Below are 26,102 nucleotides of genomic sequence, written 5' to 3'. Positions count from 1 at the left end.
TATAACCTTCCGATAAGTCAGTTTTCGTCATGTCTAAGCCTTATTAAACTGCTCGGGTATTCTATTGCCGAGTTGTACTTTCATGACGTCCCTCGCTGCCCCCGCGCCCTTGGCCACCGCCAAACCCGCCGCCGTCAGCCCCCCTGTGTTCGGCCCACGGATCATCATCGGCCTGGTCGGCGTGCTGCTGGCGGTGCTGGTCTCGGGCCTGAACGAAATGGTGACCAAGGTCGCCCTCGCCGATATTCGCGGTGCGCTGTACATCGGGTTTGACGAAGGCACCTGGCTGGTCGCGGCCTACACCGCCACCTCCGTCTCGGCCATGGCCTTTGCCCCATGGTGTTCGGTGACGTTTTCGCTGCGCCGTTTCACCCTGTGGGCCATCGGCCTGTTTACCCTGCTGGGGGTGCTTTGCCCGCTGGCGCCGAACTACGAAAGCCTGCTGGTGCTGCGCACCCTGCAAGGCCTGGCCGGCGGCGCGTTGCCGCCGATGCTGATGACCGTGGCCCTGCGGTTTTTACCGGCCAACGTCAAACTCTACGGCCTGGCCGGCTACGCCCTGACCGCCACCTTCGGCCCCAGCCTCGGTACGCCGTTGGCGGCGCTGTGGACCGAATACGTCGGCTGGCAGTGGGCGTTCTGGCAGATCGTCGCGCCGTGCCTGCTGGCCATGGCCGCCGTGGCCTATGGCTTGCCCCAGGACCCATTGCGCCTGGAGCGCCTCAAGCAGTTCAACTGGCGCGGCCTGCTGCTGGGCTTCCCGGCGATCTGCATGCTGGTGATCGGCATCTTGCAGGGCAACCGCCTGGACTGGTTCGAGTCGCCGCTGATCACCACGCTGCTGATAGGCGGGGTGCTGTTGTTGGTGCTGTTCATGCTCAATGAATGGTCACACCCGATGCCGTTCTTCAAGCTGCAGATGCTTGGCCTGCGCAACCTGGCCTTTGCCTTGATTGTGCTAGCCGGGGTGCTGGTGGTGTTGCAGGCGGTGATCATCCTGCCGTCCAGCTACCTGGCGCAGGTGCAGGGCTACCGGCCGCTGCAAACCGCGCCAGTGATGCTGATCATGGCCCTGCCGCAACTGATCGCGCTGCCCCTGGTGGCCGCCCTGTGCAACCTGCGCTGGGTCGACTGCCGCTGGGTGCTGGGGATTGGCCTGGGCATGCTGACCCTGTCGTGCATCGGCGGCGCGCAACTGACCTCGGCGTGGATTCGTGATGAGTTCTACGTGCTGCAACTGCTGCAAATCTTCGGGCAGCCGATGGCGGTGTTGCCGCTGTTGATGCTGTCCACCGGCAGCATCGTGCCCGCCGACGGGCCGTTTGCCTCGGCCTGGTTCAACACGGTCAAGGGCCTGGCGGCGGTGGTCGCCACCGGGGTGATCGAGGTGCTGACCACCCACCGCCTGCATTTCCACTCGACCATGCTGGTGGACGCCCTGGGCAACTCGCCCCTGGCCGACAGCGACGCCACGGGCCTGGCCCACCGGCTGCACCAGCAGGCCGTAGTGCTGACTTCTTCGGATCTTTATTACGTCATGGCCGGTGTCGCGGTGGCGTTGATCCTCCTGATTTTCTGGATGCCGACGCGGATTTTTCCGCCGCGCGCACCCGCTTGATTGCTGACGCAGACCAAGGATTTTTATGAAACGCAAAGACCAGATTGCCGTGACTGTTATCAGCCTATTCGCCGTGGGCGTGCTGGTGTACCTGCTGGCGCCGGGTGTGTTTGGCAGTAAGCGCCAGACCACCAACGACGCCTTCGTCGCCGCCGACTACACCCTGGTGGCGCCACGGGTCGCCGGGTTTATCAAAGAGGTGTTGGTGGAAGACAACCAACAGGTCAAGGCCGGGCAGTTGCTGGCGCTGATCGACGACCGTGACTTGCGCGCCGCCGCCCAGGCCGCCGATGCCGAGACCCTGATGGCCCAGGCCCAGCTGAAAAATGCGGTGGCCACCCTTGAGCGACAAAGCTCGGTGATCGCCCAGGCCCAGGCCACGGTGGCCGCCGATCGCGCCGAAGTGGCCTTTGCCGAGCACGAATTGAACCGCTACAACCACCTCGCCGGTGTCGGCGCCGGTACGGTGCAGAACGCCCAGCAAGCCAGGACCCGCATCGACCAGGCCACCGCACGCCTGGCCAACGCCACGGCGGTGTTGGCCGCCGAACGCAAGCAGGTGGAGATTCTCAGCGCCCAGCGCGATGCCGCCGAAGGTGGCTTGAAACGCGCCCAGGCGGCGCTGGAAATGGCCAGCTATCAACTGTCGTACACGCGCATCGTCGCGCCGGTGGATGGCATGGTCGGTGAGCGGGCGGTACGGGTCGGCGCCTTTGTCACCCCGGGCAGCAAGATCCTCGCCGTGGTGCCGTTGGCCGACGCCTATGTGGTGGCCAATTTCCAGGAAAACCAACTGTCCCATATGCACGCCGGCCAGGCGGTTGAAGTGCGGGTCGACAGCCTCGACGGTGAAGTCCTCAACGGCCACTTGGAAAGCCTGGCGCCCGCCACGGGCGTGACCTTCGCCTCGGTCAAACCAGACAACGCCACTGGCAACTTCACCAAGGTGGTGCAGCGCATCCCGGTGAAAATCATCCTGGAGCCGGGTCAGGCACAGGTCCATCGCCTGCGGGTCGGGATGTCGGTGGAGGCCAGCGTCAATACCCATCCCAGTGCACAGCAACGTGAGGTGGCGCAGCAATGAGAAAACTCGCGCTGCTTACTCTCGGCCTGATTAGCTTGGGTGCCTGCACCGTCGGCCCGGATTTTAAACGGCCCGATGCCCAGCCAGCGACGCAATGGGCCGAGCCCCAGGGCCGCCAGGCCGCCAGCCGCGCGGTCAGCGACCCGTTGGAAGAACAGTGGTGGGATGTGTTCCACGACCCGCAACTGTCAGCCCTGGTGCGCCGGGCATTGACCGACAACCTCGACCTGAAACTGGCCAGCAGCCGCTTGCAACAGAGCCGCGCAGTACGCCAGGTGACGACCGCCGGGCGCTATCCAGAGCTCAGCGCCGATGGCAACTACGGGCGCAAACGCAATAGCGCCAATGGCCTGAGCGATCCATCCGGCAACAACGGCCGTTCGGCCTTCAACCTGTGGGACGCCGGTTTCGCCGCCTCCTGGGAACTGGACTTCTGGGGCCGGGTACGGCGTGAAACCGAAGCCGCCGACGCCACCCTGCAAGTGGCGGAAAACGACCGCCGCACGGTGCTGCTATCGGTGCTGGCCGAGACCGCCCAGGACTATATCCAACTGCGCGGCGTGCAAAGCACCCGTGCGGTCACCGAGCAAAACCTCGACGTGGCGCGCCGTAGCCTGAAGCTCTCGCAACTGCGTTTGGCCGATGGCGTGGCCACTCATCTGGATGTCGCTGAAGCCGCTGCGCAAGTAGCCGCCATCGAAGCGCGCCTGCCGGATTTGCAACAGCGCCAGGACCAGTTGATCAATGCCCTGAGCCTGTTGATGGGCCAGGCTCCGCAAGCCTTGCATGCGCAGCTGTCGCCGGACGCCGCGGTGCCCCAGACCCAGCGTCAGGTTGCGATTGGCCTGCCGTCGCAATTGGCACAGCGCCGCCCGGATATCCGCCAGGCCGAGGCGCGCCTGCATGCGGCGACCGCCAGCATCGGCGTGGCCAAAGGTGACTTCTACCCACGGATCACCCTGTCGGGCAGCCTCGGTTCCCAGGCCATGCAATTGTCGGATCTGGGCTCCTGGGGCTCGCGCACCTTTGCTTTCGGCCCGTCGCTGAGCCTGCCGCTGTTCAACGGTGGCCGCCTGCAGGGCATGCTCGACCTGCGCGAAGCCCAGCAGCAGGAATTGGCCTTGGCGTACCAGCAGACTGTGCTGCGCGCCTGGCATGAAATCGACGACCAGTTGACCCGCTACAACGCCAGCCAACTGCGCCGTGACAGCCTGGCCGAAGCAGTGCGCCAGAACCAGATCGCCCTGGACACCGCCCAGCACCAATACGTCGAAGGGGTGGTGGATTTCGTCAACGTCCTCACGGTGCAGAGCGCGTTGCTGGCGACCCAGGAGCAATGGGTGGAAAGCTCCACCGGCGTGTCCCTGGCCATGGTCGGCTTGTACAAGGCGCTGGGCGGGGGCTGGGAGTCGGTGTATCCGGTGCAGACCGCCGGGCGGTAACAGATAAAGTTTTTTGCCAGTCGCGATACAAGCTGTAATGATAATTGCTCTCAATAGTGTATCCGAGCAATTCATGGACACCGCGACTGACGGCCAGCAACAGCTTCATCTCCTGTACCGCGACCATCATGGCTGGTTGCAAGGCTGGTTGCGCAAGCGCCTGGGCGACCGCGAGCACGCCGCCGACGTGGCGCAAGACACCTTCCTGCGCCTGCTGGTGTCGGGGCGTTTTCCCGGTGCCCAAGAAAGCCGCAGCTACCTGACGCAGATCGCCCGCAACCTGGTGATCGACCAATGGCGCCGCTTGCGCATCGAGCGCGCCTACCTGCAAAGCATTGCCCACTTGCCGGAACCCGAGTCGCCGAGCCTGGAAACCCGCGCGTTGATCCTCGAAACCCTGATGCAGATCGACGCCATGCTCGACCGCATGCCCGAGAACGTGCGCCGCGCGTTCCTGCTGTCGCAGTTCGAAGGCCTGACCTACGCGCAGATCGCCGAACGCCTGGGGGTGACGGTCAGCTCGGTGCAGAAGTACATGACCCGCGCGATCATCGCCTGCTACCAGGTGGTCTACGAAGAATGAGAGCCCGCCATGACGCGCCGATTGCCCAGGCTGTGGTCGAGCAGGCCAGCGAGTGGTTGATGCTGCAATGGGGCGGCGAACTCGACGGGGCCCAGCGCCAGGCCTTTGCCCGTTGGCAGGCCGCCGACCCGGAGCATCGTCGTGCCTGGCAGCGTTTGCAGCAGTTGCAGCAGACCTTGGGCGGCGTCCCCGCCGACAGCGCCCGCGCGGTGTTGCGTGACGCGCCGGACCCCCAGCGTCGGGCGGCGTTGAAACTGCTTGGGCTGTTGCTGGTGGCCGGCGGCAGCGGCTACCTGGTCCAGGGCAGCCAGCCGTGGCAGGCGGCGTTTGCCGAGCATCGCACCGCCACCGGCGAGATTCGCCACCTGACCCTGAGCGACGGTACCCAGCTGGACCTCAACAGCGACAGCGCCGTCGACCTGCGCTTCAGTGCCACTGAGCGGCGCATCCGCTTGATTCGCGGCGAGATCCTGCTGACCAGCGGCCACGACCCATCCCGGCCGCTGATCGTCGAAACCACCGCGGGCGATATCCAGGCCCTGGGCACCCGCTTTGCCGTGCGCGAACTGCACGACGGCAGTCGGGTCGACCTCTATGAAGGGCGCGTACAGGTCCGCCCGGTGCAGGGTGTGCCGGTGCTGATGAAGGCGGGTGACAGCCTGTGGTTCAGTGCGACACAGACCTCGGCAGTGACCGCGCTGGATGCCAACGCCAGCAGTTGGACCCAGCACCGTCTGATTGCCGAACGCCAGCCACTGGGGCGGTTTGTGGCTGAGCTGAGTCGCTATCGCCCGGGGTTGTTGCGCTGTGACGAGGCCATCTCCGGCTTGTTACTGACCGGCGTGTTTCCGCTGAATGACACCGACGCGATCCTCGCCGCCCTTGAGCGCTCACTGCCGGTGCGGGTACAAGCGGTGACCCGCTATTGGGTCACCCTCAAAGCCAGGGTTTGACTCGATCAACTTTGGGCGCTGGCTTGCCTGGGATAGCGGTGGGTCAGTTGGCCCATCTGTCACTGATACGCCGCTATCGCAGGCAAGCCAGCTCCTACATTGATGGGTGTTTTGGTGTGGAAAGTCAGTGGGCGCATTTTTTTTCATTTTCCTTTGTCGGTTTTCCAATCCCGTCCGGGTTACCTCTTGAAAGCCAATCAAGAAGCGTTCTCACGGGGAGTCCTGCAATGCCGCACCATCCAATCCAACCCCTGGCCCGCGCCCTGCGTCGTGGCCTGTTTGTCAGTGTGCTGGCGACGGTGCCGCTCGTCCCGACCCTGGTCCAGGCCCAGGAGAGCGCCGGCGAAGCCTTGCGCCAATACAACATCCCTGCCGGCAGCCTGGACCAGGCGTTGAACCGTTTCGCCAGCGCTTCGGGGATTTTGCTCTCGGTGGATGCGTCACTGACGTCCGGCAAGCGCAGCCCTGGCTTGCAGGGGCGCTATGCCACCGGGCCGGGCTTGGAGCGCTTGTTGGCCGGCAGCGGCCTGGTGGCGATGCAGGCGGGGAGCGGTTGGTCGGTGCAGGCCCTCGCGGGGGACGGTGCGGTGCAACTGGGGGCGACCCAGATCAGCGCCCAGCAGCACCAGGAAAACGCCTGGGGCCCGGTCGACGGCATCGTCGCCACCCGCAGCGCCACGGGCAGCAAGACCGATGCGGCGCTGGTGGAAATCCCCCAGACCATCAACGTGATCAGCGCCGCCGAAATCAAGGCGCGCGGCGCGCAAAGCGTGACCCAGGCGCTGCTCTACACCCCTGGCATGAGTGCCGGCGGCTTCTCCGACCGGGTGAAGCTGTTCGATGAACCGACATCCCGTGGCTTCTCGCCGACACCCTTGTACCTCGACGGTTTGCACCTGCCTTACGGTGGCGGCAGTACCGGCGGAGCGTTGCAGATCGAGCCCTATTCCCTGGAGCGCATCGAGGTGCTCAAAGGCCCGGCGTCGGTGCTGTACGGGCACAACCAGCCCGGCGGCATCGTCAATATGGTCAGCAAGCGTCCCAGCGAGACCCCGGTGCGCCAGGTGGTACTCGAAGCCGGCACCTACGAGCACAAAAGCGCGGCCATCGACCTCAGTGGTCCGCTGGATGATCAAGGGCAGTTGTTCTATCGCCTTACCGGGCGCCTCAAGGACGAGCAAGGCGAGATTGACTACTTCGAAAACCGCCGCCAATTCATTGCGCCAAGCCTGACCTGGCGGCCCAACGACGACACCAGCCTGACCCTGTTCGCCCAGTACCAGAAAGACAAGGGCATGCCCGAGGCCCAGGGCCTGCCCGCGTCCGGCACGGTCTGGCGCAACCCCAACGGCAAGATCGACCGTGATGTGTTTATCGGCGAGCCGGGCGTCAACAAGTACAACCGCGAACAATTCGCCTTCGGCTACGAGTTGTCCCATCGCTTGAACGACACCTGGACCCTCAAGCAAAACGCGCGCTATGCCGAAGTGGACGACCGCTATGTGGCGCCGTTGCACGGCTACCGTTTTGTCGCCAACCCGGCCACTGGCGCCATGGATCAACGCTACCTGGAACGCTTCGGCGTGGACTGGAGGCAGAACAACAAAGTGATTGGCGTGGATAACATCGCCCAGGCCGAATTCACCACTGGCGAGTTCTCCCACACCCTGATCGTGGGCTTGGATTACTACCACTTCAACTCCAGGTTCCTCGGCCTCTACGACCGTACCGCGCCGATCATTGATCTATTCAACCCGGTGTATGGCCAGCCGCTGAATTTCGGCCAGCCGTATCGCTGGGACAACACCATCACCCAGACCGGCCTGTACGTGCAGGACCAGATCAAGTGGGACAAATGGGCGCTGGTGCTGGGTGGGCGCTATGACTGGGCCAATGTGGTCAACAAGGCGCCGCTGAGCGATGACCGCACCAGCAGCAAGGACCAGGCCTTCACCGGCCGTGCGGGCCTGGTGTACCTGTTCGATAACGGCCTGGCGCCGTTTATCAGTTACTCGGAGTCCTTCCTGCCGCTGTCCGGCACCGATGTCAACCATAAGCCTTTCGACCCGTCCACCGGCAACCAGTACGAAGTCGGGGTGAAGTACCAGCCACCGGGCCAGGAAAGTTTTGTGCAGGTCTCGGTCTATCAACTGGACCAGGAAAACATCCTGACGGCCAACCCGCCGAGTAACTTCAGCAGCCAGAGCGGCGCCATGCGTTCGCGTGGCGTCGAGTTCGAAGCCAAGGCGGTGCTGAACGATTCCTGGGATGTGGTCGCTTCGGCGGCGCGCAACGACATCAAGTACACCAAGGACAACGAAGGTCGCGAAGGCCGCCACCCGGCCGGTATCTCACCCCTGACGGCCGCGTTGTGGGTCAACTACACCGTGATCGGTGACACCCCGCTGGCCGGCCTCGGCGCAGGCCTGGGCGCCCGCTACACGCGCAGCAGCATGGGTGACTACGTTGCCGGCGCGTTCACGGTGCCGTCCTACACCGTCTACGATGCCAGCCTGAGCTACGACCTGGGCGCCTCGGCTCTCAAGCTTAAAGGCGTGAAGTTGGCGATGAATGTGCAGAACCTTGCCAATAAAACCTATGTGTCGCAGTGCACCAGCGATCTGGATTGCTACTACGGCGAAGGGCGTACGGTGGTGTCGAGCCTGACTTACGACTGGTAAGACGCTACCCCCTGTAGGAACCGGCAAGCCGGCTCCTACAGGGGGTCAACCCGGATTCTGCAAAAACACCACATACCCCCGAAACCACTCATTCCCCTGCAAATACCCCGGCTCCTGCCACTGCCCGCCCTGGATCAAGCCAATCTTGAACGGCATTCCCAGCCGGTTCATCCGTGGCAGGTACGCCGCGTAATCCGGGATGCTGTGGCGGCCCTGATAGGTCTGCACCACCACTTCATCCACCACGCCCTTGAGCTGGGCGATGGCGGCCGGGTCGGCGTTGCTGCTCCAGTCCATCAGGCCGGTGATGCTCAGGCGCAAATCCTTTGGCAGGCGCTGGCGCAGGTCTTTGAGGAAGTCGGCGTATTCATGCAGGTACTGGGTGCGGGCGTCGAAGTCGATCTGGATGCCCACCACCGGGTTGCCCGCTGCGCGCCAGCGTTGCACCTGGCCGAGCATTTTTGTGTAGACCGGCTCTGGCCAGCGCAAGGTGTGGGCGCGGTAGACAATCCACACCTCGCCCTGGCGGATGCGCGGCACGCTCATGCCCTGGGCGATGAACTGCACGCCGCGTTCGGGCTGGCGGCGGGTCGAGTTGATCTGGCCCTGGAGGATGTACAGCGTCTTGGCCTGCTTGAGCACCGGCTGTGGCGCGACCCCGCTCCACAGCCAGAAGGCCTCATAGTCGCGGGCATCGACCGCGCCGAAGGCCGGGCTCGCCAGTACCAGCAGCGCCAGCCAGAAACCTTTCACCGGCTTACCAGTAGTACTGCAGCGACTTGCCCCACTGGGTGTCGGCAAACCCGGTTTTCAACTGGCGGAACCAGCCCTTGCGCACCGCCTTGTCCACATCTTCGCCGCCGCAGCTGTTGTAGCCCGACGGCGCATAGCAGTTGATCGCCCGGAACAGTGCATAGGCCTTGTCGTCACGGGGCGCCTTGGGGTTGGCGATCACTTGTTTATAACCCTCGAGCCGGGAGAAGGTTTCGCCTTTGAAGGCCGATGCGGTGCTGCCCAGGCTACCGGCCGAGCGCACTTCTTCCAGGGGCATGCCATCCAGGCCGTTGCGCAGGATGAACTCACCCAGGCAGTTGAGGCCGTGGGGGTCTTTCGGCTCGCTCTGCAAGGTGCTGGCGGTTTGCGCGATGGTCGGGCAGGTGTAGCCGGAGGCGGCCTTGTCGCCGCTCCAGCGGAACAGCGTCAGTGCCTGACCGCCGTCGTACACATAGCCCAGGCTGGTGCCGATCTTGTCGGCGGCAGGCGAGGCCGGCAGTTGCTGCAAGTCCTCGGCAAAGGTCGCGAACTGGCCGCGCAGCAGGTCTTTGTAGAGCAAGACAAATTGCGCGGTACTGCGCTCCAGCGGGTCGCTGGCCTGGCTGATCTGCTGGCGCAGCAACTCGGGCCCGGCCACGCTGCGCAGCAGGATATAGCGCACTTGCTTGGTCTGGATCGGCGAGTCGGCGGCGAACACCTTGGCCAATTGGCCGCTGCGTTCGTAGTTCATCGCCAGGGCCAGTTCCAGTTGGTCGCGCTGCAAGGGCTGCTTGGCCAGGGGTAGCAGTTGCAGCCACAGCGCCTCGGCGCCTTTCCAGTCCTGCTTGGCTTCCAGGGCCAGGCCGCGCAGGGTTTGCTGGCTGAAGGCCAAGTAATCCAGGCTCGACGGCAGCTCTTGTGGCAGATGTTTCAACGCGTTGTCTGGCTGGTGCTCGACATACAGGGCGAACGCCGCCTGCAAGTAGTCGTACAGTGCCGGCTCGTTGGCAAACGCGGCCTTTTGCCCGTCGAGGGTGGCGCGGGTCAGCTTGGGCGGGTTGTTGGCGCGCATCCACATCAGGTCGTTGATCGCCAGCAACAATGGGTTGCGGATGGTCTCGGCGTAGCTGGTCAGCAGCTTGTTGTCGGTTTCTTCCACCAGCTCATCAATGGAGCCATTGCGCTCGGCATCGCCGGCCTCGGTCAGTTGCCAGGCGTAATCGTCCGCCAGCTTGCTCGCATCGCCCGCCAACCAGTGCACCCGGCGCAACAGGCCACGGGCGGAAGGGGCGTATTCACCCTGTGGATAAGTTTTCAGGTAGCTGAGGAAACTGTGCTCGGCTTCGTCCAGCGCGGACTTATCCACAGCCTGGCGCTGGGGTAGGCCATATTCATCGAAGGCGTTTTCCTGGGCATGATTGAGGGACGCGCGGGCGATCATGTACACCGCCGTTTCTTTGAGCCATGGCAGTGTGGTCAGGGTCACCGCAGCAAACCCGCGCTCGGCATACACAAAGCGCCCGCTGTAAAAGTCGGAAGCGGCGAGCAGGTAGGTGGTCAGCTCGCGACCCTGGGTGGAAGTGATCAACTGCGGCTCCAGCAGCACTTCCCCCTGCCAGTCGCAGGTGCCGAGCAATTTCAGGCGCGCATTGGCCAGCAGCACTCGCTCATTCGCCGGCACGTCGGCCTTGATCACTTGGCGCACAAAGTCGGTGGCACTCTGCACATTGTTGCTGCGGCAGCGGCTGCCTTCGCCCCACAAAAACTGATCGCCTGCCGCCGCCGTGGCCTCGCGCTGGATGCCCAGCGAGGCCAACAGTTGCGCAAGCTCCGTGCCTTGCTCTTCGCCCGTCTGCCCTTCGGGCGGGTGCGGCACCAGGCGATACACCGGGAACGGCACCGGGCCGAAGCCCTGGGCCAGGTCATCTTCACCCAGCGCATTAGGGGTCAGGGGCGCGTTCTTTTTTGCCGCGAGCAACAGGCGCAGGTTGGTCCGGCTGTCATTGCCGGGGCTCAGGAATGGCATGTTGCTGCAGGCGGTCAGCGAATCCTGGGACACGCGCCAGTCGGGGTAGCACGAGTCGTCGCCGCTGGCCTGGGCCTGCAGGGAAAAGGCGGCACACAGTGCCAGGGTCAGGGATGACAGAAGACCGATGCGCATGAATTGTCCTTATTCCGGGAGTCCGTGAATGCCGCTGGGCGAAAGGTGAAGATGATAGCGTGAACATTGCAAAATGTTGCACGAATGGCGGCCAATCTGTGGGTTTTATCGGTCTAGACTGAGGGCAATCCCTTATTTTCTGGAGTTGCCATGCAATCGCCTGTTCACAGCCTGCCGTCGTTGTTCAAACAGCTCGGGCTGCCCGATGACGCCACCAGCATTGAGCGTTTTGTTGCGGTGCATTCGCCGCTCAAGCCGGAGTTGAAACTCGAAGATGCGTTTTTCTGGACGGGTAGCCAGAAGGCGTTTCTACGCGAAGAAATTCTGGAGGATGCGGATTGGGCGGAAGTGGTGGATGAGTTGAATGTGCTGTTGCGCAGCGGCCGTACTTAAGTGAACTCATTCGAATGTGGCAGCTGTCGAGCCCGAGCGAGGCTGCGATAGCGGTGGATCCAGCAGTGCTACCGCCATCGCAGCCTCGCCAAGGCTCGACAGCTCCCACAGAGGCGGCGCGTTATAGGGGGCCCACCGCCTATCTGTGAATCTGTATCAAAACTTGACGAGATTCCATTCCTCCACCATATTGATAGTTAGCAAACTAACTGTATGCGAATGATCTCGTGCCTCAAACCCTCGAAACCCTTCATATGAGCCTCAGCAGCAGCATGGTGGCAGGCGCCCGTAACTGGCGCAAAATCTGCCAGGCCACGCTGGTGAGCTACGGTATTTCCGAAGCCTGTGCGGTGCCTTTACTGATGATCGGCCGTCTCGGCGACGGCGTGCATCAAGTCAAGGTGGCCCAGGCTTCGGGGATGGAAAGCCCGTCCCTGGTACGCCTGCTCGACCAACTGTGCAGTGCCGGCCTGGTGTGCCGCAGCGAAGACCTGCACGACCGCCGCGCCAAGGCGTTGAGCCTGACCGAGCGCGGCCGCGAGTTGGTGCAGGCGGTCGAAGCCCAGCTGGTGCGCTTGCGCCATGAAGTGCTGGCAGACATGGCCCCTGCCGATCTGGAAGCCGCGTTGCGCGTGCTGCATGCTTTTGAAGCAGCCAACCACCCACCGTTGGTCGTGGCTTCTTGAACGGATTTTTTACCGGCATGCCGCCGGCCCGGGATTGGTTCTACGGTGTGCGCACTTTCGCGGCGTCGATGATTGCCCTGTATATCGCCATGCTGATGCAAATGCCGCGTCCGTATTGGGCGATGGCCACGGTGTATATCGTCTCCAGCCCGTTTGTCGGGCCCACCAGTTCCAAGGCCTTGTACCGTGCCATCGGCACCTTTCTCGGGGCGATGGCCGCGGTGTTTTTCGTGCCGCTGTTTGTGCAGACACCGTTCCTGCTGGTGGTGGTGATTGCGTTGTGGACTGGCATTTTGCTGTTTCTGTCCCTGCATTTGCGTACCGCCAACAGCTACGCCTTGATGCTGGCGGGCTACACCTTGCCGTTGATCGCCTTGCCGGTGGTGGATAACCCCCTGGCGGTGTGGGATGTGGCCGAGGCGCGTACCGAAGAAATCTTCCTTGGCATCGCCGTGGCGGCGGTGGTCGGCGCGATGTTCTGGCCACGGCGCCTGGCACCGGTGTTCGATGACTCGGTGCGTAAATGGTTTGCCGACGCGACGATCTACAGCCAGCGCTTCCTCAATCGCAACGTACAGCCCGAGGAAGTCAGCAGTCTGCGCGGCGGCATGGTCGCGACCTTTAACACCCTGGAATTGATGATCGGCCAACTGCCCCACGAAGGCGCGCGGCCGCAAACGGTGCGCAACACCAAGGAGCTGCGCGGGCGCATGATCCATCTGTTGCCGGTGGTGGATGCCCTGGATGACGCGCTGTATGCCCTGGAGCGCCGCACCCCGGAGTTGGTCGGCAAGTTCGCGCCGCTGCTGGCGGCCACCACCGAGTGGCTGCAAAGCACCACCGATGAGGCGCCGGTCGAACGCTGGCGCGTCCTGCGTGACCAGCTCGAAGCCCTGCAACCCGACGCCGAGGCCCTGGACGACCGTCATCAGTTGCTGTTTTCCAACGCGCTGTATCGCCTCGGCGAGTGGATCGACCTGTGGCAAGACTGCCGCAGCCTGCAAGCCGCCATCCACAGTGAAAGCCAGGCCCCGTGGCGCGCGGTCTATCGCCACTGGCGCCTGGGCCGGCTGACGCCGTTCCTTGATCGCGGCCTGATGCTCTACTCGGCGTTTTCCACGGTCAGCGCGATCATCGTCGCCTCGGTGCTGTGGATTCTGCTGGGCTGGACCGATGGCGGCAGCGCAGTGATCCTCGCGGCGGTGGCGTGCAGTTTCTTCGCCTCGATGGACGACCCGGCGCCGCAGATCTACCGGTTCTTTTTCTGGACGGCGATGTCGGTGCTGTTCGCCAGCCTCTACCTATTCCTGATCCTGCCCAATCTGCATGATTTTCCGATGCTGGTGCTGGCGTTTGCGGTGCCCTTTATCTGGGTCGGCACCCTGACGGTGCAACCGCGTTTCTACCTGGGCATGCTGCTGACCATCGTCAACACCTCGTCCTTTATCAGCATCCAGGGCGCCTACGACGCGGATTTTCTGAGTTTCGCCAACTCCAACCTCGCCGGCCCGGTGGGCTTGCTGTTTGCCTTTGTCTGGACCCTGATCGCGCGGCCCTTTGGCGCTGAGCTGGCGGCCAAGCGCCTGACCCGTTTCAGCTGGCGCGATATCGTTGGCCTCACGCAGCCGGCCACCCTCGCCGAGCACCGGCGCCTGGGCGTGCAAATGCTCGACCGCCTGATGCAGCACCTGCCGCGCCTGGCCATGACCGGCCAGGACACCGGCGTCGCCCTGCGCGAGCTGCGCGTGGCGCTGAACCTGCTCGACCTGCTGGCCTACGCACCCCGCATCCTCGGCGTGCCGCGAGTGTTGCTCGACCAGGTGGTGGCCGAGGTCGGCGAGTACTTCAAGGCGTGCCTGAAGGCCGGTGAGCGCCTGCCGGCCCCCAGCGGTCTGCTGATGACCCTGGACCGCACCCGCCGCGCCCTCAACGGCCAGGGCCTGCAAGGCGAGGGCGAAACCCGCCTGCACCTGCTGCACGCCCTCAGCGGTTTGCGCCTGGCGCTGTTGCCCGGCGTGGAGTTTGTCAGTACAGGCGAGATGGACGCGCCGTTACCCGATGGAGCGCCTCTATGATCGGTGACCTGGATATCAGCGGGGTGTTCCTGCCCACGCTGCTGGTGCTGATGGGCATTACGTATGGCTTTTACCTGGTGGTGCACGGGTTGTTGACCCGCGTCCACTTCTACCGCCTGGTCTGGCACCGGGCATTATTCAATGTGGCTCTCTACGCGCTGTTGCTGGGCGCTGTGGACTCACTCAGTCGATACCTGATGACATGAAAAAACCTTTTTTGACGATCGGCCGTGTGGTCCTGACGTTGCTGGTAGTGACCTTTGCCTGCGTCGTAGTCTGGCGCATGGTCATGTACTACATGTTCGCCCCCTGGACCCGCGACGGGCATATCCGCGCCGACATCGTGCAGATCGCCCCGGACGTGTCCGGGCTGATCCAGCAAGTGGATGTGCGCGATAACCAACTGGTGACCCGGGGCCAGGTGCTGTTCTCCGTGGACCAGGACCGTTTCAAGCTCGCCCTGCGCCAGGCCCAGGCGGCCGTGGCCGACCGCCAGGAAACCCTGGCCCAGGCCCAGCGCGAAGCCAAGCGCAACCGCGGCCTGGGCAACCTGGTGGCCAGCGAGCAACTGGAAGAAAGCCAGTCCCGCGTGGCCCGCGCCCAGTCGGCCCTGGCCGAGGCGCAGGTGACGGTGGACAGCGCCCAGCTCAACCTCGACCGCTCGGTGATCCGCAGCCCGGTGGACGGCTACGTCAACGACCGTGCGCCTCGGCCCCAGGAGTTCGTGACCGCCGGGCGCCCGGTGTTGTCGGTGGTGGACAGCAACTCCTTCCACATCGACGGCTACTTTGAAGAGACCAAACTGGACGGCATTCATGTCGGCCAGAGCGTGGATATCCGCGTGATTGGCGACAACGCCCGTTTGCGCGGGCATGTGCAGAGCATCGTCGCCGGCATCGAAGACCGCGACCGCACCAGCGGCTCCAACCTGCTGCCCAACGTCAACCCGGCGTTCAGCTGGGTGCGCCTGGCCCAGCGGATCCCGGTGCGTATCGCCTTTGATGATGTGCCGGCGGACTTCCGCATGATTGCCGGGCGCACGGCCACCGTGTCGATCATGGATGACCAGCCCAAGTCCGGAGACCAGCCATGAAGCAACTGCTGGCGACCGCTGGGCTGGGGCTGCTGTTGTCGGCCTGCCAGGTAGTAGGCCCGGATTACCAGTTGCCGGATGCAGCCGCCGTCAACCGTGGCGACCTGCAGGGCCAGTTGGCCGGGCAGGGCAATAATGTAGTCTCGGCGCCGGTGCCCGCCGACTGGTGGAAGTTGTACCAGGACCCGCGCCTGGATGAACTGGTGCGCCAGGCCATGGCCTCCAACACCGACCTGCGGGTGGCGGCGGCCAACCTGCAACGGGCGCGCTTCCAGGTGCAGGAAGCGCAATCGGCGGGCGGCTGGAGCGGCGGGGTCAAGCTCGGCGCCCAGCGTTTGCAGGAGTCCGGCGAGGCCTTTTTGCAGGCGAATAAAGTGCCGGTGGCGAATGTCGGTGATATCGGCATCACCACCTCCTATCAGTTCGACCTGTTCGGCACCTTGCAGCGCGGCATCGAAGGCGCCCAGGCCAATGCCGACGCGACCCAGGCCGCGGTGGATACCGCACGCATCACCCTGGTGGCGGACGTGGTGCGCTCCTACACCCAGGTGTGTGCAGCCAATGAAGAGCTGCACATCGCCCGCCAGTCTCTGGACCTGCAAGCCCAGAGCACGCGCCTGACCCAGCGCCTGCGCGATGCGGGGCGTGGCGATGAAACCCAGGTCACCCGCTCACAAACCCAATTCAAGTCTTTGCGCGCTGAACTGCCGCGCTTTGAGGCGGCGCGCCAGGCCGGTTTGTTCCGCCTGTCGATGCTCCTGGCCAAACCCCTGGACCAATTGCCGGCCGGCACCCGCGATTGCGCCGAGTTGCCGCAGATTGCCCAGTTGCTGCCGGTGGGCGACGGCGCCACCCTGCTCAAGCGCCGCCCTGACGTGCGCCAGGCCGAACGCCGACTGGCGGCGGCGACGGCGGGCATTGGCGTGGCCACCGGCGAGTTGTACCCGGATATCAGCATCGGCGCCTCCATCGGCACCGTGGGCATTATCGACAACCTCGGCAAACCGGCCGCCAACCGCTGGGGCTTCGGCCCGCTGTTGAGCTGGACGGTGCCGTCCAACGGCTCGCGTGCGCGCATCCATGAAGCCGAAGCCGCGACCCAGGGCGCCTTGGCGCACTTCGATGGGGTGGTGCTCAACGCCATCCGTGAGACCCAGACCGGGCTTGCGCAATACACCGCCCAACTGCAGCGCCGCGATGCCCTGGCCGAGGCCGAGCAGTCGGCGCAACAGGCCGCCGACCAGACGCACCGCTTCTTCCAGGCCGGGCGCGAGTCGTTCCTCGCCGACCTGCAAGCCACGCGCACCTACACCGATATGCGTGCGCAACTGGCTCAGGCCAATACCCAGGTGGCGATGAGCCAGATCGACCTGTTCCTGGCCCTGGGCGGTGGCTGGGAAAGCGGACGAACGCAAGGCACACAACCCGGCAAACCCTGAGGCGGTTGCTATGCTTTGATCAGACGGGCTTGCGTGATGGCCCGCTGATCACTGCCTGCGTTGCTCATGGGGATTCCAATAATGAAAAACCCTTATGCTCCCGCGTTCTGGTGCGTGCTCTTCGCACTGGTGTTGTTATCGGCGACTTACTTTTACGGCGTCATGCTGGCCCATCAACTGGATAAGGCCATGGTGTTCCTCGACAGCGCCTGTGCGTTGATCGCCGCGTTGTCCATTGGTGTGGTGGCCTGGGCCTCCTACCAGGGCCAGCGCACCCAGAAAAAAATCCTCGAACAAGGCAAGACGCGGGTGGCGATCTGGGACACCAAGGTCGCCCTGCGCCGGGTCGAAACCGTGTTCGACCGCTATTTCTGGGGCAGCTACTGGCAGCCTGGGCGCACCTTCCAGGAAGTCATGGGCGAACTGACCGGCACGCCCCTGGAAAAAAGCCTCGAAGCCTTGAAGCAACAATGCGTGGTACTCGACCGACAAGTGGCCGAAGGGCGGCACTGGCTGAACAACGCCCGGGAACTGTCCGACGTCGCCACCGCCATGGCCCGCGAGCGTTACCAACTGGACTTCTACGACCCCAAGGCGGATACGCCGGGCAATGCGGTGATTCACCGCGAGTTTGAAGTGCTGGTGTACACCTGGACGGCGCGGCTGAAGAGTTTTGATCACCAGCTCGACGAAATCGAGATGGAATACTCCTGACCCAGGGCTGAGTCCGGTGGACCTGATAAAACTCCGTGAGTCTTATTGGGGCTGCTACGCGGCCCAACGGGGGCAAGTCCCCTCGCCACAATGTTCCATTTCCATCCCCTGGGCCGCGTTGTTCGCCACAAGAGATTGCAACGAGCCCCCCCGCCAGTGCTAACCTTGCCCCGATTTTCGGCGGGCTTGAGCCGACGCCCCACTTCGGGGTTCAGGGAAGACAGCCCACTTCGCACAGGATTGGATCAGGACACTTCATGAATAAATCAGCCGTTGTACTTTTGGGTTTTGTTGCCGCCGTCGGCGTGGTCAGTGCCGGCGGTGCCTGGTACACCGGCAGCCAATTGGAAGGTGTGCTTAAAACCACGATCGAAGACGCCAACAAGGAGATGGAACGCTCCCTGGCCGGCGTCGATGGCCGTATGACCCTGGAGATGGTCTCCCTGGATCGCGGCTGGTTCAGCAGCACCGGCCACTTCCGTCTCAAGGCTGAAGGCGCGGTGTTCGGTGAACAGTTCAAAGACAGCGAACTGCTGTTTGTCGACCGTATCGAACACGGTCCGCTGCCGGTCTCACGCCTGGTCACCCTGAAGTGGTGGCCAGTGCTGGCTACCAGTCACCTGGCCCTTGAGAAGAACCCGACCACCGAAAAATGGTTCGCCGCCACCAAGGACGTTTCGCCGGTCAAAGGCGTCGCCAACATCGGTTTCAACCGTTCGGTCACGGGCAACCTGGAGCTGCTGCCCCTGGAGTACAAGGACGGCACCACCAGCGTCACCTTCTCCGGCCTGAACATGGACTACTTCAACACCGAAAAGGCGACAGAGATCAAGGTCGACGGTTACATGGACGCCCTCAAGGTCTCCCTGGTCGACCCCAAGGGGGCACCGTTCCAGGCAGAGCTCAATGGCTTGACCCTCGCCAGTAACTTGACCAAGAGCAGCTTCGGTTTTTATGTCGGCCAGAATACCGTCGTGTTGAGCAACAGCACGTTCACCTTTGGCCCGGAACAAGCCGTGCTGACCGTCAAAGGGTTCGAGCAGAAAGACAGCAGCGATACCAAGGACAACAACCTGGACGGTCGCGTCGACTACAAAATCACCGAGATCGGTTACCAGGGTAAACCCGTGGGTTCGGCGGCCATGGCCGTGAGCGTCAAGAACATCGATGTGCCATCGACCATGGTGCTGACCAAGCTGTATCAGGACAAGATGCAACCGGTGCAGGCTGCCCAGGCTGCCGGCCAACCGATTCCTGAGCTGCAACTGAGCGAAGCCGAGCAAGTGCTGGCCCAGGCCAACGTTGATCTGCTGCTGGCCGCCAAGCCGCAAGTGGCCCTGGAAAATCTGTCCCTGAAGACCGCCAATGGCGAAAGCCGCTTCAACCTGGTGGTAGACCTGACCAAGCCGTCCACCATGGAGCTGCCGCCGGTTGAACTGGCCAAGCAGATGATCACGCTGCTGGATGCCAACCTGACCCTGTCCAAGCCGATGATCGCTGACGTGGCCGCCCTGCAAGCGCAGATCGGTGGTGTGACTGACCCCAAAGCCATCGAGCAGCAGGCCCAGATGGCCAGCGAGATGGTCAGTGGCATGGCCGTGGGCACGCAACTGGCGACCCTGGAAGGCAACGACATCCTGGCCAAGCTGCATTACGCCAACAATGAAGTGACCTTCAATGGCCAGAAAATGACCGTCGAGCAGTTTATCGGCGGCGTACTGGGCAAGCTGGGTGCGGTCAGCGGCGCGCAATAAGGCTGCCCGACCCCCTGTAGGAATACGGTTTGTGTAGGCGCTGGCTTGCCTGCGATAGCATCACCTCGGTGTGTCAGTGAAACAGAGGTGATGCCATCGCAGGCAAGCCAGCTCCCACAGAGGCCAGCTCCCACACAAGCCCCACGTTTGATCTCCACTGGCTTTTAGGACGATTCTGAACAATTGTCCTAATTTGTCCTATTCCATATCCCTCTCAGGGATATTGCGCCCAGGAAAGCTTGGCCGGGTCATCAGACACCGGCGGCCTGATGCGTGTTGTACAGGCGAACCTATCGCTACAGCTTTCCGAGTAAGGAAGCTGACGACATGTTGCGTAATTTCTCTCCCTCTGGCCCTGGCCGCCTGCGTCTACTGATCGGTGCTGCCTTGTTGCTGCCGACCCTGGCCGTGGCCGATCCTGCCTATGATTCCCTGATTCGCCAGGCCCGTACCGGCAACTACACGCCAGCGCTCAACCTGTTGCGCCAATTGCCTGCCGAGCGCCAGACCTCTGGCCAGGTCAGCGATCACCTGTTGATCGCCAGTTGGGCGCGCCAGGATGACGAAGTACTCAAGGTCTATGAGGCCCAGGGGCGCCAGCGCCAACTGACCGCCCAAGCGCTGACCACCGTGGCCCGCACCTACCGCAATCAACAGCGCTGGGCCCCCGCCGAGGCGGTGTATCGCCAGGCCTTGCTGCGCGAACCGAGCAACCCGGACCTGCAACTGGGCCTGGCCATGACCCTGGCCGATGGCGGCAAAACCGCCGAAGCCGTGCAGCGTGCCCGCACCCTGGTGGCGACCAAGCCCGAGAATGTCGAGCGGCGTATGGCCCTGGGCTATGCGTTGTCCCGTGCCGGGCAGCCCTATGATTCGCTGTTCGAATTCGACCAGGCGTTTATCCGCGCCGGTAACCAGCCCGAGGTGGTGCGCGAATACCTGATCGCCCTGCAACGTGCACGTATGCCGGAACCGGCCCTGCGCCTGAGCGCCCGCCACCCCGGCTTGCTGGACCCGGTGACCCAGCGCCGCCTGGAAGGCGACCTGGCTGCCGAACGCGTGCGCCTGGCTGAATTCCCGACGCGCAGTGAAAGCGAACGCTTTGTGATCGCCGACCGCGCCCTCAAGAATTACGACCAACTGCTCGCCACCTGGACCCCGGACGCCAGTGCCCATGACGATGTGGTGCGCTGGCGCATCGACCGCCTGGGCGCGCTCAAGGCCCGCGCACGTACCGCCGAGGTGCTCCACGACTACGAAGCCTTGCAAGCTCAAGGCGTGCAACTGCCCAACTACGCCCTGCGCTGGGTGGCCGCCGCCTACCTCGACCAGCGTTTGCCCGAGAAGGCCGCGCCGCTGTATCGCCAGGCAGTGACCGCGTCGGATGCCGACCCCAGCAACCAAGTGGTCGACAGCACCGCGCTGTACTACTCCCTGCTGGAAAACGACCAGACCCGCGAAGCTCGCGCCGTCGCAAACGACCTGGCGAGCACGCAAAAACCTCGGGTTGAACTCAAGGGGCTGCCCCTCGGTAACCCCAACGACGCGTGGCTGGCCGCCCAGCAACTGGCGGCCCAGGCCGCGACCTACGGCGCCGATCTGCCGACCAGTGAAAAAAGCCTGGAAACCCTGGTGCGCACCTCGCCCGGCAATGTCGGCATGCGCGTGGCCCAGGCGGACATGTTCCGCGCCCGCGCCTGGCCGCGACGTGCCGAAGTTGCCCTCAAGAACGCCGAAAACCAGAACCCGCGCCATATCGACCTGGAAGTCTCCCAAGGCTACAACGCGCTGGATCTGCAGGAGTGGCGCCAGCTCGATATGCTCGCCGATGACGTGGTCGCCCGCGCCCCGGACAATCGCCAGGTCCAACGCCTCCAGCGCCTGCGCAAAGTGCATGAGATGGCCGAGCTGCGTATCGAAGCCGAGACCGGTAAAAGCCATGGCGGCGGGGCGGTTGCCGGTAGCCGTGACTGGGGGATCGAAACCCTGCTCTACAGCCCGCCCATCGATGAAGACTGGCGGATATTCGGCGGTATCGGCTACGCCACCGCCGACTTTGAAGAAGGCACGGGCCACCACCGCTGGCAGCGCCTGGGTGTGGAGCGGCGTACCCGTGATATGACCCTGGAGGCCGAAGTCTCCAATCACTCCTACGGCAAAGGCACCAAGCAGGGCGCACGCCTGGCGATTGCCCGCGACATCAACGACCACTGGCAGTACGGGGGCAGTCTTGACTACCTGGCCGCCAGCACGCCGTTGCGCGCGCTCAATGCCAACGTCACCGCCAACGGCGGCAGCGGGTTTATCCGCTGGAGCGCCAACGAGAGCCGTGAGTGGAAACTGTCCCTGAGCCCGTCCCACTTCAGTGACGGTAACGACCGTATCGAAGCGTCGCTCATCGGCCGTGAGGGTGTCTACCGCTCGCCGGGCGTGCAAGTGGACCTTGGCCTGGAAGTCGCCGCCAGCCGCAACAGTAAGGAAGAGGCCGCGTATTTCAACCCGCGCTCAGACTTCAGCGTGCTGCCCACGGTGAGCGTCAACCATGTGCTTTATCACCGCTACGAAACCCAGTGGAGTCAGCAGTTCCAGGCCGGTGCGGGCACTTACAGCCAGCGCGATTACTCCACCGGCGCGATAGGTTTGCTCAGTTACGGCCAGCGTTATCGCTGGAACGACGTACTGGAAACCGGCGCCAACCTGAGCTGGATCAACCGACCTTATGACGGTGAGCGCGAAAGCGATGTGCGCCTGATCGTCGACCTCACTTACCGTTTCTAGAAGAGTCCGATCATGACCCTTGTTTCCCGTTGCCTGCTGGCCCTGGGTTTTTTGCTGAGCAGTGCCTGTGCCCAGTCCCCCGCGCCTTTTACGCCACCTGCTGAACGACTCAAACCGGTCAACGAAGCGCCGTGGCCGAAAAACCATTTCCTGGGCATTGCCTACCACGATGTCAACGACCGTGACCCCGACCAGAGAGTGGTGGCGGTGCGTACCGAACGCCTGATCGAACAGTTGTCCTGGCTGCGCGAGAACGGCTACCAGGCGGTCAGCGTCGACCAGGTCCTCGCTGCCCGTGCCGGCGGGCCAGAGCTGCCGCCCAAAGCCGTCATGCTCAGCTTCGACGACGGTTATTCGAGCTTTTACACCCGCGTTATGCCGATCCTGCGTGCCTACCGGTGGCCGGCCGTGCTGGCGCCAGTGGGCAGTTGGGTCGACACGCCGTTGAACCAGCCGGTGGATTTTGCCGGCGTGCCGCGTAACCGCGGGGAGTTTCTGACCTGGCAACAAGTGCGCGAAGTGGCGCAATCGGGCCTGGTGGAAATCGCCGCCCACACCGACGCCAGCCACAAGGGCGTGCTGGCCAACCCCCAGGGCAACCAGGAACCGGCCGCCGCCACCCGGCGCTATGACCCGGTCACCCGCAGTTATGAGTCCGAAGCGCAGTTCCGGGCGCGGATGCGCGCCGACGTCGCGGCGATTTCCAATAAGATCCGCGCCGTTACCGGCAAGGCCCCGCGTGTGTGGGTATGGCCGTATGGGGCGGCGGATGGCACTTCTCTGGCGGTGGTGGGTGAGCAGGGTTACCAGATGGCCCTGACCCTGGAGGACGGCCTCGACAACCTCGGCAACTTGATGAGCAGCCCGCGCTTTCTGGTGGACAACGACCCGTACGGTGAGGACTTCGCCAACAGCATGGTCTCGGCGCAGGTCAAAGCACCGATGCGCGTGCTGCATGTGGACCTCGATCATGTCTACGACCCGGACAAGGCGCAGGAGGTGCGCAACCTCGACGCGCTGGTCCAGCGTGTGCTGGACATGGGCGTCGACACCGTGTTCCTTCAGGCTTTTGCCGACCCCAAGGGTGATGGCCTGGCGCGTTCGCTGTACTTCCCCAACCGCCATCTGCCGATGCGCGCAGACCTGTTCAACCGTGTCAGTTGGCAGCTGCATACCCGTGCCGGCCTGGTCAAAGTCTACGCCTGGATGCCCGTGCTGAGCTTTGCCCTGGATGCCAAGCTACCCCGCGTCAGCCGCTGGGACCCGGCCACCGGCAAGGTGGCTGTCGACCCGAAACAGTACCAGCGCCTGTCGCCGTTCGATCCCCAGGTGCGCAAAGTCATTGGTGAGATCTACGAAGACCTGGCCCGTACCAGCGCTATCCACGGTGTGTTGTTCCACGATGACGCCGTGCTCTCTGACTTTGAAGACGCCAGCCCCCAAGCCCTGAAAACCTACGCCGCCAACGGCCTGCCGGGCAGCATCCAGGCGCTGCGCGCCGACCCTGAAGTGATGCAGCGCTGGACCCGTTTCAAGAGCCGGTACCTGATCGACTTCACCCATGAACTGACCGCCAAGGTCCGCGCCCTGCGCGGCCCGGAAGTGCTCACCGCGCGCAATATCTTCGCCGAGCCGATGCTCAACCCGGCCAGCGAAGCCTGGTTTGCGCAGAACCTCGACGACTTCCTCAAGCACTACGACTGGACCGCGCCGATGGCGATGCCATTGATGGAAGGTCAGTCACTGAAAAACTCCAACGCCTGGCTGGAAAAGCTCGTGGCCACGGTCAAGGCCCGGCCCGGTGCGATGCAGCGCACGGTCTTCGAGCTACAGGCCAAGGATTGGCGCACTCCAGCCGCCCCGGACATTTCCGGCGTGCAAATGGCCGAGTGGATGGGTGTGCTCAAGCGCCAGGGTGCCAGCAGTTTTGGCTACTACCCCGACAACTTCCTGGAGAATTCGCCGGATCTGAACACCGTGCGTCCGGCCCTTTCCAACAAATGGAATCCTTGACTCATGTTCGACAGAATCCTTGCTCTTCTCGTGTTGGCATTGGTGTTGGGTGTGCCCCTGGGCCTGATCTTCCTGGTCACCGGGCAGTTCCTGATGGAGTTCGTGTTTTTCTACCCGTTGTTCATGTCCGGGCTGTGGATCGCCGGCGGCCTGTACTTCTGGCTGCACTGGGAGCGCCACTGGCCGTGGTCCGATGACACCCCGGCGCCGGTGCTCAAAGGCGAGCCGCTGATCTCGATCCTGATCCCTTGCTACAACGAAGGCGACAACGCCGCCGAGACCATCGGCGCGGCGTTGGCCCAGCGCTATCGCAACCTGGAAGTGATTGCGATCAACGACGGCTCCAGCGACAACACCGCCGCTGTGCTCGACGCCCTGGCGCTGCTGGAGCCACGCTTGCGCGTGCTGCACTTGGCGCAAAACCAGGGCAAGGCCGTGGCCTTGCGCATGGGCGCCGTGGCGGCGCGCAGCGAATACCTGGTGTGTATCGACGGTGACGCTTTGCTCGACCACAACGCGGCGGCCTATCTGGTGGCGCCGATGCTCGACAACCCACGGCTTGGCGCGGTCACCGGCAACCCGCGCATCCGCACGCGCTCGACTTTGATTGGTCGGGTACAGGTGGGCGAGTTCTCTTCGATCATTGGTTTGATCAAGCGTACCCAGCGGGTTTTCGGGCGGATCTTCACCGTGTCCGGCGTGGTGGTGGCGTTTCGGCGGGCGGCCCTGGACCGGGTCGACTACTGGAGCACTGACATGATCACCGAAGACATCGACGTGAGCTGGAAGCTGCAACTGGACCACTGGAGCATCTTCTACGAGCCGCGTGCGCTGTGCTGGATCCTCATGCCGGAAACCCTCGGCGGCCTGTGGAAACAGCGTCTGCGCTGGGCCCAGGGCGGCGCCGAAGTGCTGTTCAAGAATATTCGCGGGATCTGGCAATGGCGCCATCGCTACCTGTGGCCGCTGCTGTTCGAGTACTGCCTGTCCACCGGCTGGGCCTTCACTTTCCTGCTGTCGGTGATCTTCTGGGGCGTAGGGAAAGTGGTGCCGTTGCCCGAGGCGATTGCCGTCGGTTCGCTGATGCCGCCGGCCTTCACCGGGTTGCTGCTGGCGGTGGTGTGCCTGGTGCAATTTGCCGTGAGCATCATGATTGACCGGCGCTACGAGCGCGGCCTGTGGAAAACCCTGTTCTGGACCGTCTGGTACCCGCTGGTGTTCTGGCTGGTGAGCCTGTTCACCACCCTGGTCAGCTTCCCCAAAGTCCTGTTCCGCCAACATCAAAAACGCGCGCGCTGGGTCAGCCCGGATCGCGGCATCAAGGCACCTGCCAAGGAAGTTAAGCCATGAACCTGATCCGTACCCCACAGCGGCCTGTGATGCAGGCCATTGATATTTTCCTGACCCTGATGGCCTGGGCCGGCCTGGTGATCCTGCTGGTGCGCGGCCTAGTGCCGATGCTCGATAGCAATGGTGGCCCACGCATCGATGCACCGATTTTTGCCGCGCTGAACACCTTGCAGATCTACCTGTGGATCGCCTTGTTCAACGCGGTGCTGCTGATCGTCTGGGCGCGCTACCAACAACGACGCGGCAAGCAGTTTGCCCAGCGGCGCTCGGCGACCAAGGCGTTGAGCGACCACGGCTTGAGCGAGAGCTTCCGCCTGGCGGCAGGCGAGCTTGAGCAACTGCGCCGGCCGGGGGTGTTGGTGATTCATAACGATCAGGAGGGCGGGGTGCAGGCGGTGACGGCGCATCACTCCCGTGAGGTGCGGCGGCCAGGGTTGAAACTGGTGGTGGGGCAGGAAAACTAGGCGCGTAGGGAAGGCGACCTTTTATTGTGGGAAAATTCGCCAATAGATTTAGGAATACTCCTATTTAT

20 protein-coding genes are annotated in these 26,102 nt (G+C 63.6%); 18 read left to right on the top strand and 2 right to left on the bottom strand.

The window, feature by feature from the left end:
- The first annotated feature begins 82 nt into the window (after window positions 1–82).
- The 6 genes from HBR93_RS06530 to HBR93_RS06505 all read left to right on the top strand — a co-directional run bounded on the left by HBR93_RS06530 (window position 83) and on the right by HBR93_RS06505 (window position 8,361).
- Window positions 83–1,618: an MFS transporter gene (locus tag HBR93_RS06530; protein ID WP_057438938.1), complete on the top strand. Its 1,536-nt coding sequence runs from the start codon at window positions 83–85 to the stop codon at window positions 1,616–1,618.
- 25 nt (window positions 1,619–1,643) lie between these two features.
- Window positions 1,644–2,702: an HlyD family secretion protein gene (locus HBR93_RS06525; RefSeq protein WP_057957935.1), complete on the top strand. Its 1,059-nt coding sequence runs from the start codon at window positions 1,644–1,646 to the stop codon at window positions 2,700–2,702.
- Window positions 2,699–4,144 (top strand): efflux transporter outer membrane subunit, encoded by a 1,446-nt coding sequence (locus HBR93_RS06520; protein ID WP_169960024.1) that lies wholly within the window; start codon window positions 2,699–2,701, stop codon window positions 4,142–4,144. Before HBR93_RS06525 ends, HBR93_RS06520 begins: the two co-directional genes overlap by 4 nt.
- Window positions 4,145–4,217: 73 nt before the next feature.
- Window positions 4,218–4,727 (top strand): sigma-70 family RNA polymerase sigma factor, encoded by a 510-nt coding sequence (locus tag HBR93_RS06515; RefSeq protein WP_057438940.1) that lies wholly within the window; start codon window positions 4,218–4,220, stop codon window positions 4,725–4,727.
- A complete protein-coding gene (locus HBR93_RS06510) occupies window positions 4,724–5,680 on the top strand; it encodes a FecR domain-containing protein (protein WP_169960023.1) in 957 nt (318 codons plus the stop codon). Before HBR93_RS06515 ends, HBR93_RS06510 begins: the two co-directional genes overlap by 4 nt.
- 227 nt (window positions 5,681–5,907) lie before the next feature.
- Entirely contained in the window at window positions 5,908–8,361 is a 2,454-nt protein-coding gene (locus HBR93_RS06505; RefSeq protein ID WP_169960022.1) for a TonB-dependent siderophore receptor, read from the top strand.
- Window positions 8,362–8,406: 45 nt separating this feature from the next.
- Here the strand turns inward: HBR93_RS06505 and HBR93_RS06500 are convergent, their stop codons facing one another.
- Window positions 8,407–9,114, bottom strand: coding sequence for a DUF3142 domain-containing protein (locus HBR93_RS06500; RefSeq protein ID WP_057957939.1), 708 nt, complete (start codon window positions 9,112–9,114; stop codon window positions 8,407–8,409).
- 4 nt (window positions 9,115–9,118) lie between these two features.
- Window positions 9,119–11,275 carry a hypothetical protein gene (locus HBR93_RS06495; RefSeq protein ID WP_057438943.1) on the bottom strand — a complete coding sequence of 719 codons (2,157 nt, stop codon included), beginning with the start codon at window positions 11,273–11,275 and terminating at the stop codon, window positions 9,119–9,121.
- Window positions 11,276–11,425: 150 nt separating this feature from the next.
- Between HBR93_RS06495 and HBR93_RS06490 the strand changes: the two genes are divergently transcribed.
- The 12 genes from HBR93_RS06490 to pgaD all read left to right on the top strand — a co-directional run bounded on the left by HBR93_RS06490 (window position 11,426) and on the right by pgaD (window position 26,034).
- On the top strand, window positions 11,426–11,668 hold the full coding sequence (locus tag HBR93_RS06490) for a DUF2789 domain-containing protein (RefSeq protein WP_057438944.1): 243 nt from the start codon (window positions 11,426–11,428) through the stop codon (window positions 11,666–11,668).
- Window positions 11,669–11,922: 254 nt separating this feature from the next.
- Window positions 11,923–12,354, top strand: coding sequence for a MarR family transcriptional regulator (locus HBR93_RS06485; protein WP_057438945.1), 432 nt, complete (start codon window positions 11,923–11,925; stop codon window positions 12,352–12,354).
- Window positions 12,351–14,429: an FUSC family protein gene (locus HBR93_RS06480; RefSeq protein WP_057957942.1), complete on the top strand. Its 2,079-nt coding sequence runs from the start codon at window positions 12,351–12,353 to the stop codon at window positions 14,427–14,429. The genes HBR93_RS06485 and HBR93_RS06480 overlap by 4 nt, the downstream gene beginning before the upstream one ends.
- On the top strand, window positions 14,426–14,635 hold the full coding sequence (locus tag HBR93_RS06475) for a DUF1656 domain-containing protein (RefSeq protein WP_057438946.1): 210 nt from the start codon (window positions 14,426–14,428) through the stop codon (window positions 14,633–14,635). Before HBR93_RS06480 ends, HBR93_RS06475 begins: the two co-directional genes overlap by 4 nt.
- Entirely contained in the window at window positions 14,632–15,522 is an 891-nt protein-coding gene (locus tag HBR93_RS06470; RefSeq protein WP_169960021.1) for an efflux RND transporter periplasmic adaptor subunit, read from the top strand. The genes HBR93_RS06475 and HBR93_RS06470 overlap by 4 nt, the downstream gene beginning before the upstream one ends.
- Window positions 15,519–16,961, top strand: coding sequence for an efflux transporter outer membrane subunit (locus tag HBR93_RS06465; RefSeq protein WP_169960020.1), 1,443 nt, complete (start codon window positions 15,519–15,521; stop codon window positions 16,959–16,961). The genes HBR93_RS06470 and HBR93_RS06465 overlap by 4 nt, the downstream gene beginning before the upstream one ends.
- An 81-nt stretch (window positions 16,962–17,042) precedes the next feature.
- A complete protein-coding gene (locus tag HBR93_RS06460) occupies window positions 17,043–17,675 on the top strand; it encodes a hypothetical protein (RefSeq protein ID WP_057438948.1) in 633 nt (210 codons plus the stop codon).
- Window positions 17,676–17,932: 257 nt separating this feature from the next.
- Window positions 17,933–19,429 carry a YdgA family protein gene (locus HBR93_RS06455; protein ID WP_057957945.1) on the top strand — a complete coding sequence of 499 codons (1,497 nt, stop codon included), beginning with the start codon at window positions 17,933–17,935 and terminating at the stop codon, window positions 19,427–19,429.
- Between the two features lie 327 nt (window positions 19,430–19,756).
- A complete protein-coding gene (gene pgaA, locus HBR93_RS06450; protein ID WP_169960019.1) occupies window positions 19,757–22,207 on the top strand; it encodes a poly-beta-1,6 N-acetyl-D-glucosamine export porin PgaA in 2,451 nt (816 codons plus the stop codon).
- Window positions 22,208–22,219: 12 nt separating this feature from the next.
- Complete coding sequence (pgaB, locus tag HBR93_RS06445) at window positions 22,220–24,220, top strand: poly-beta-1,6-N-acetyl-D-glucosamine N-deacetylase PgaB (RefSeq protein WP_169960018.1); 2,001 nt, start codon at window positions 22,220–22,222, stop codon at window positions 24,218–24,220.
- A 3-nt stretch (window positions 24,221–24,223) separates the two neighbouring features.
- Window positions 24,224–25,570: a poly-beta-1,6-N-acetyl-D-glucosamine synthase gene (gene pgaC, locus HBR93_RS06440; protein ID WP_169960017.1), complete on the top strand. Its 1,347-nt coding sequence runs from the start codon at window positions 24,224–24,226 to the stop codon at window positions 25,568–25,570.
- Window positions 25,567–26,034, top strand: a complete 468-nt coding sequence (gene pgaD / locus HBR93_RS06435) for a poly-beta-1,6-N-acetyl-D-glucosamine biosynthesis protein PgaD (RefSeq protein WP_169960016.1) — start codon at window positions 25,567–25,569, stop codon at window positions 26,032–26,034. The genes pgaC and pgaD overlap by 4 nt, the downstream gene beginning before the upstream one ends.
- Window positions 26,035–26,102: the final 68 nt, after the last annotated feature.

The organism is Pseudomonas sp. WS 5411 (assembly GCF_012985595.1).
In the GTDB taxonomy this organism is placed as follows: domain Bacteria; phylum Pseudomonadota; class Gammaproteobacteria; order Pseudomonadales; family Pseudomonadaceae; genus Aquipseudomonas; species Aquipseudomonas shahriarae.
The sequence above is the reverse complement of the archived record's forward strand: the minus strand, read 5'-3'. Positions and strand labels throughout refer to the sequence as shown.

What these genes read in the sequence shown, in the direction of transcription:
- HBR93_RS06530 (WP_057438938.1), top strand. Translation starts at nt 83, where the DNA reads ATGACGTCCCTCGCTGCCCCCGCGCCCTTGGCCACCGCCAAACCCGCC.
- HBR93_RS06525 (WP_057957935.1), top strand. Translation starts at nt 1,644, where the DNA reads ATGAAACGCAAAGACCAGATTGCCGTGACTGTTATCAGCCTATTCGCC.
- HBR93_RS06520 (WP_169960024.1), top strand. Translation starts at nt 2,699, where the DNA reads ATGAGAAAACTCGCGCTGCTTACTCTCGGCCTGATTAGCTTGGGTGCC.
- HBR93_RS06515 (WP_057438940.1), top strand. Translation starts at nt 4,218, where the DNA reads ATGGACACCGCGACTGACGGCCAGCAACAGCTTCATCTCCTGTACCGC.
- HBR93_RS06510 (WP_169960023.1), top strand. Translation starts at nt 4,724, where the DNA reads ATGAGAGCCCGCCATGACGCGCCGATTGCCCAGGCTGTGGTCGAGCAG.
- HBR93_RS06505 (WP_169960022.1), top strand. Translation starts at nt 5,908, where the DNA reads ATGCCGCACCATCCAATCCAACCCCTGGCCCGCGCCCTGCGTCGTGGC.
- HBR93_RS06495 (WP_057438943.1), bottom strand. Translation starts at nt 11,275, where the DNA reads ATGCGCATCGGTCTTCTGTCATCCCTGACCCTGGCACTGTGTGCCGCC.
- HBR93_RS06490 (WP_057438944.1), top strand. Translation starts at nt 11,426, where the DNA reads ATGCAATCGCCTGTTCACAGCCTGCCGTCGTTGTTCAAACAGCTCGGG.
- HBR93_RS06485 (WP_057438945.1), top strand. Translation starts at nt 11,923, where the DNA reads ATGAGCCTCAGCAGCAGCATGGTGGCAGGCGCCCGTAACTGGCGCAAA.
- HBR93_RS06475 (WP_057438946.1), top strand. Translation starts at nt 14,426, where the DNA reads ATGATCGGTGACCTGGATATCAGCGGGGTGTTCCTGCCCACGCTGCTG.
- HBR93_RS06470 (WP_169960021.1), top strand. Translation starts at nt 14,632, where the DNA reads ATGAAAAAACCTTTTTTGACGATCGGCCGTGTGGTCCTGACGTTGCTG.
- HBR93_RS06465 (WP_169960020.1), top strand. Translation starts at nt 15,519, where the DNA reads ATGAAGCAACTGCTGGCGACCGCTGGGCTGGGGCTGCTGTTGTCGGCC.
- HBR93_RS06460 (WP_057438948.1), top strand. Translation starts at nt 17,043, where the DNA reads ATGAAAAACCCTTATGCTCCCGCGTTCTGGTGCGTGCTCTTCGCACTG.
- HBR93_RS06455 (WP_057957945.1), top strand. Translation starts at nt 17,933, where the DNA reads ATGAATAAATCAGCCGTTGTACTTTTGGGTTTTGTTGCCGCCGTCGGC.
- pgaA (WP_169960019.1), top strand. Translation starts at nt 19,757, where the DNA reads ATGTTGCGTAATTTCTCTCCCTCTGGCCCTGGCCGCCTGCGTCTACTG.
- pgaB (WP_169960018.1), top strand. Translation starts at nt 22,220, where the DNA reads ATGACCCTTGTTTCCCGTTGCCTGCTGGCCCTGGGTTTTTTGCTGAGC.
- pgaC (WP_169960017.1), top strand. Translation starts at nt 24,224, where the DNA reads ATGTTCGACAGAATCCTTGCTCTTCTCGTGTTGGCATTGGTGTTGGGT.
- pgaD (WP_169960016.1), top strand. Translation starts at nt 25,567, where the DNA reads ATGAACCTGATCCGTACCCCACAGCGGCCTGTGATGCAGGCCATTGAT.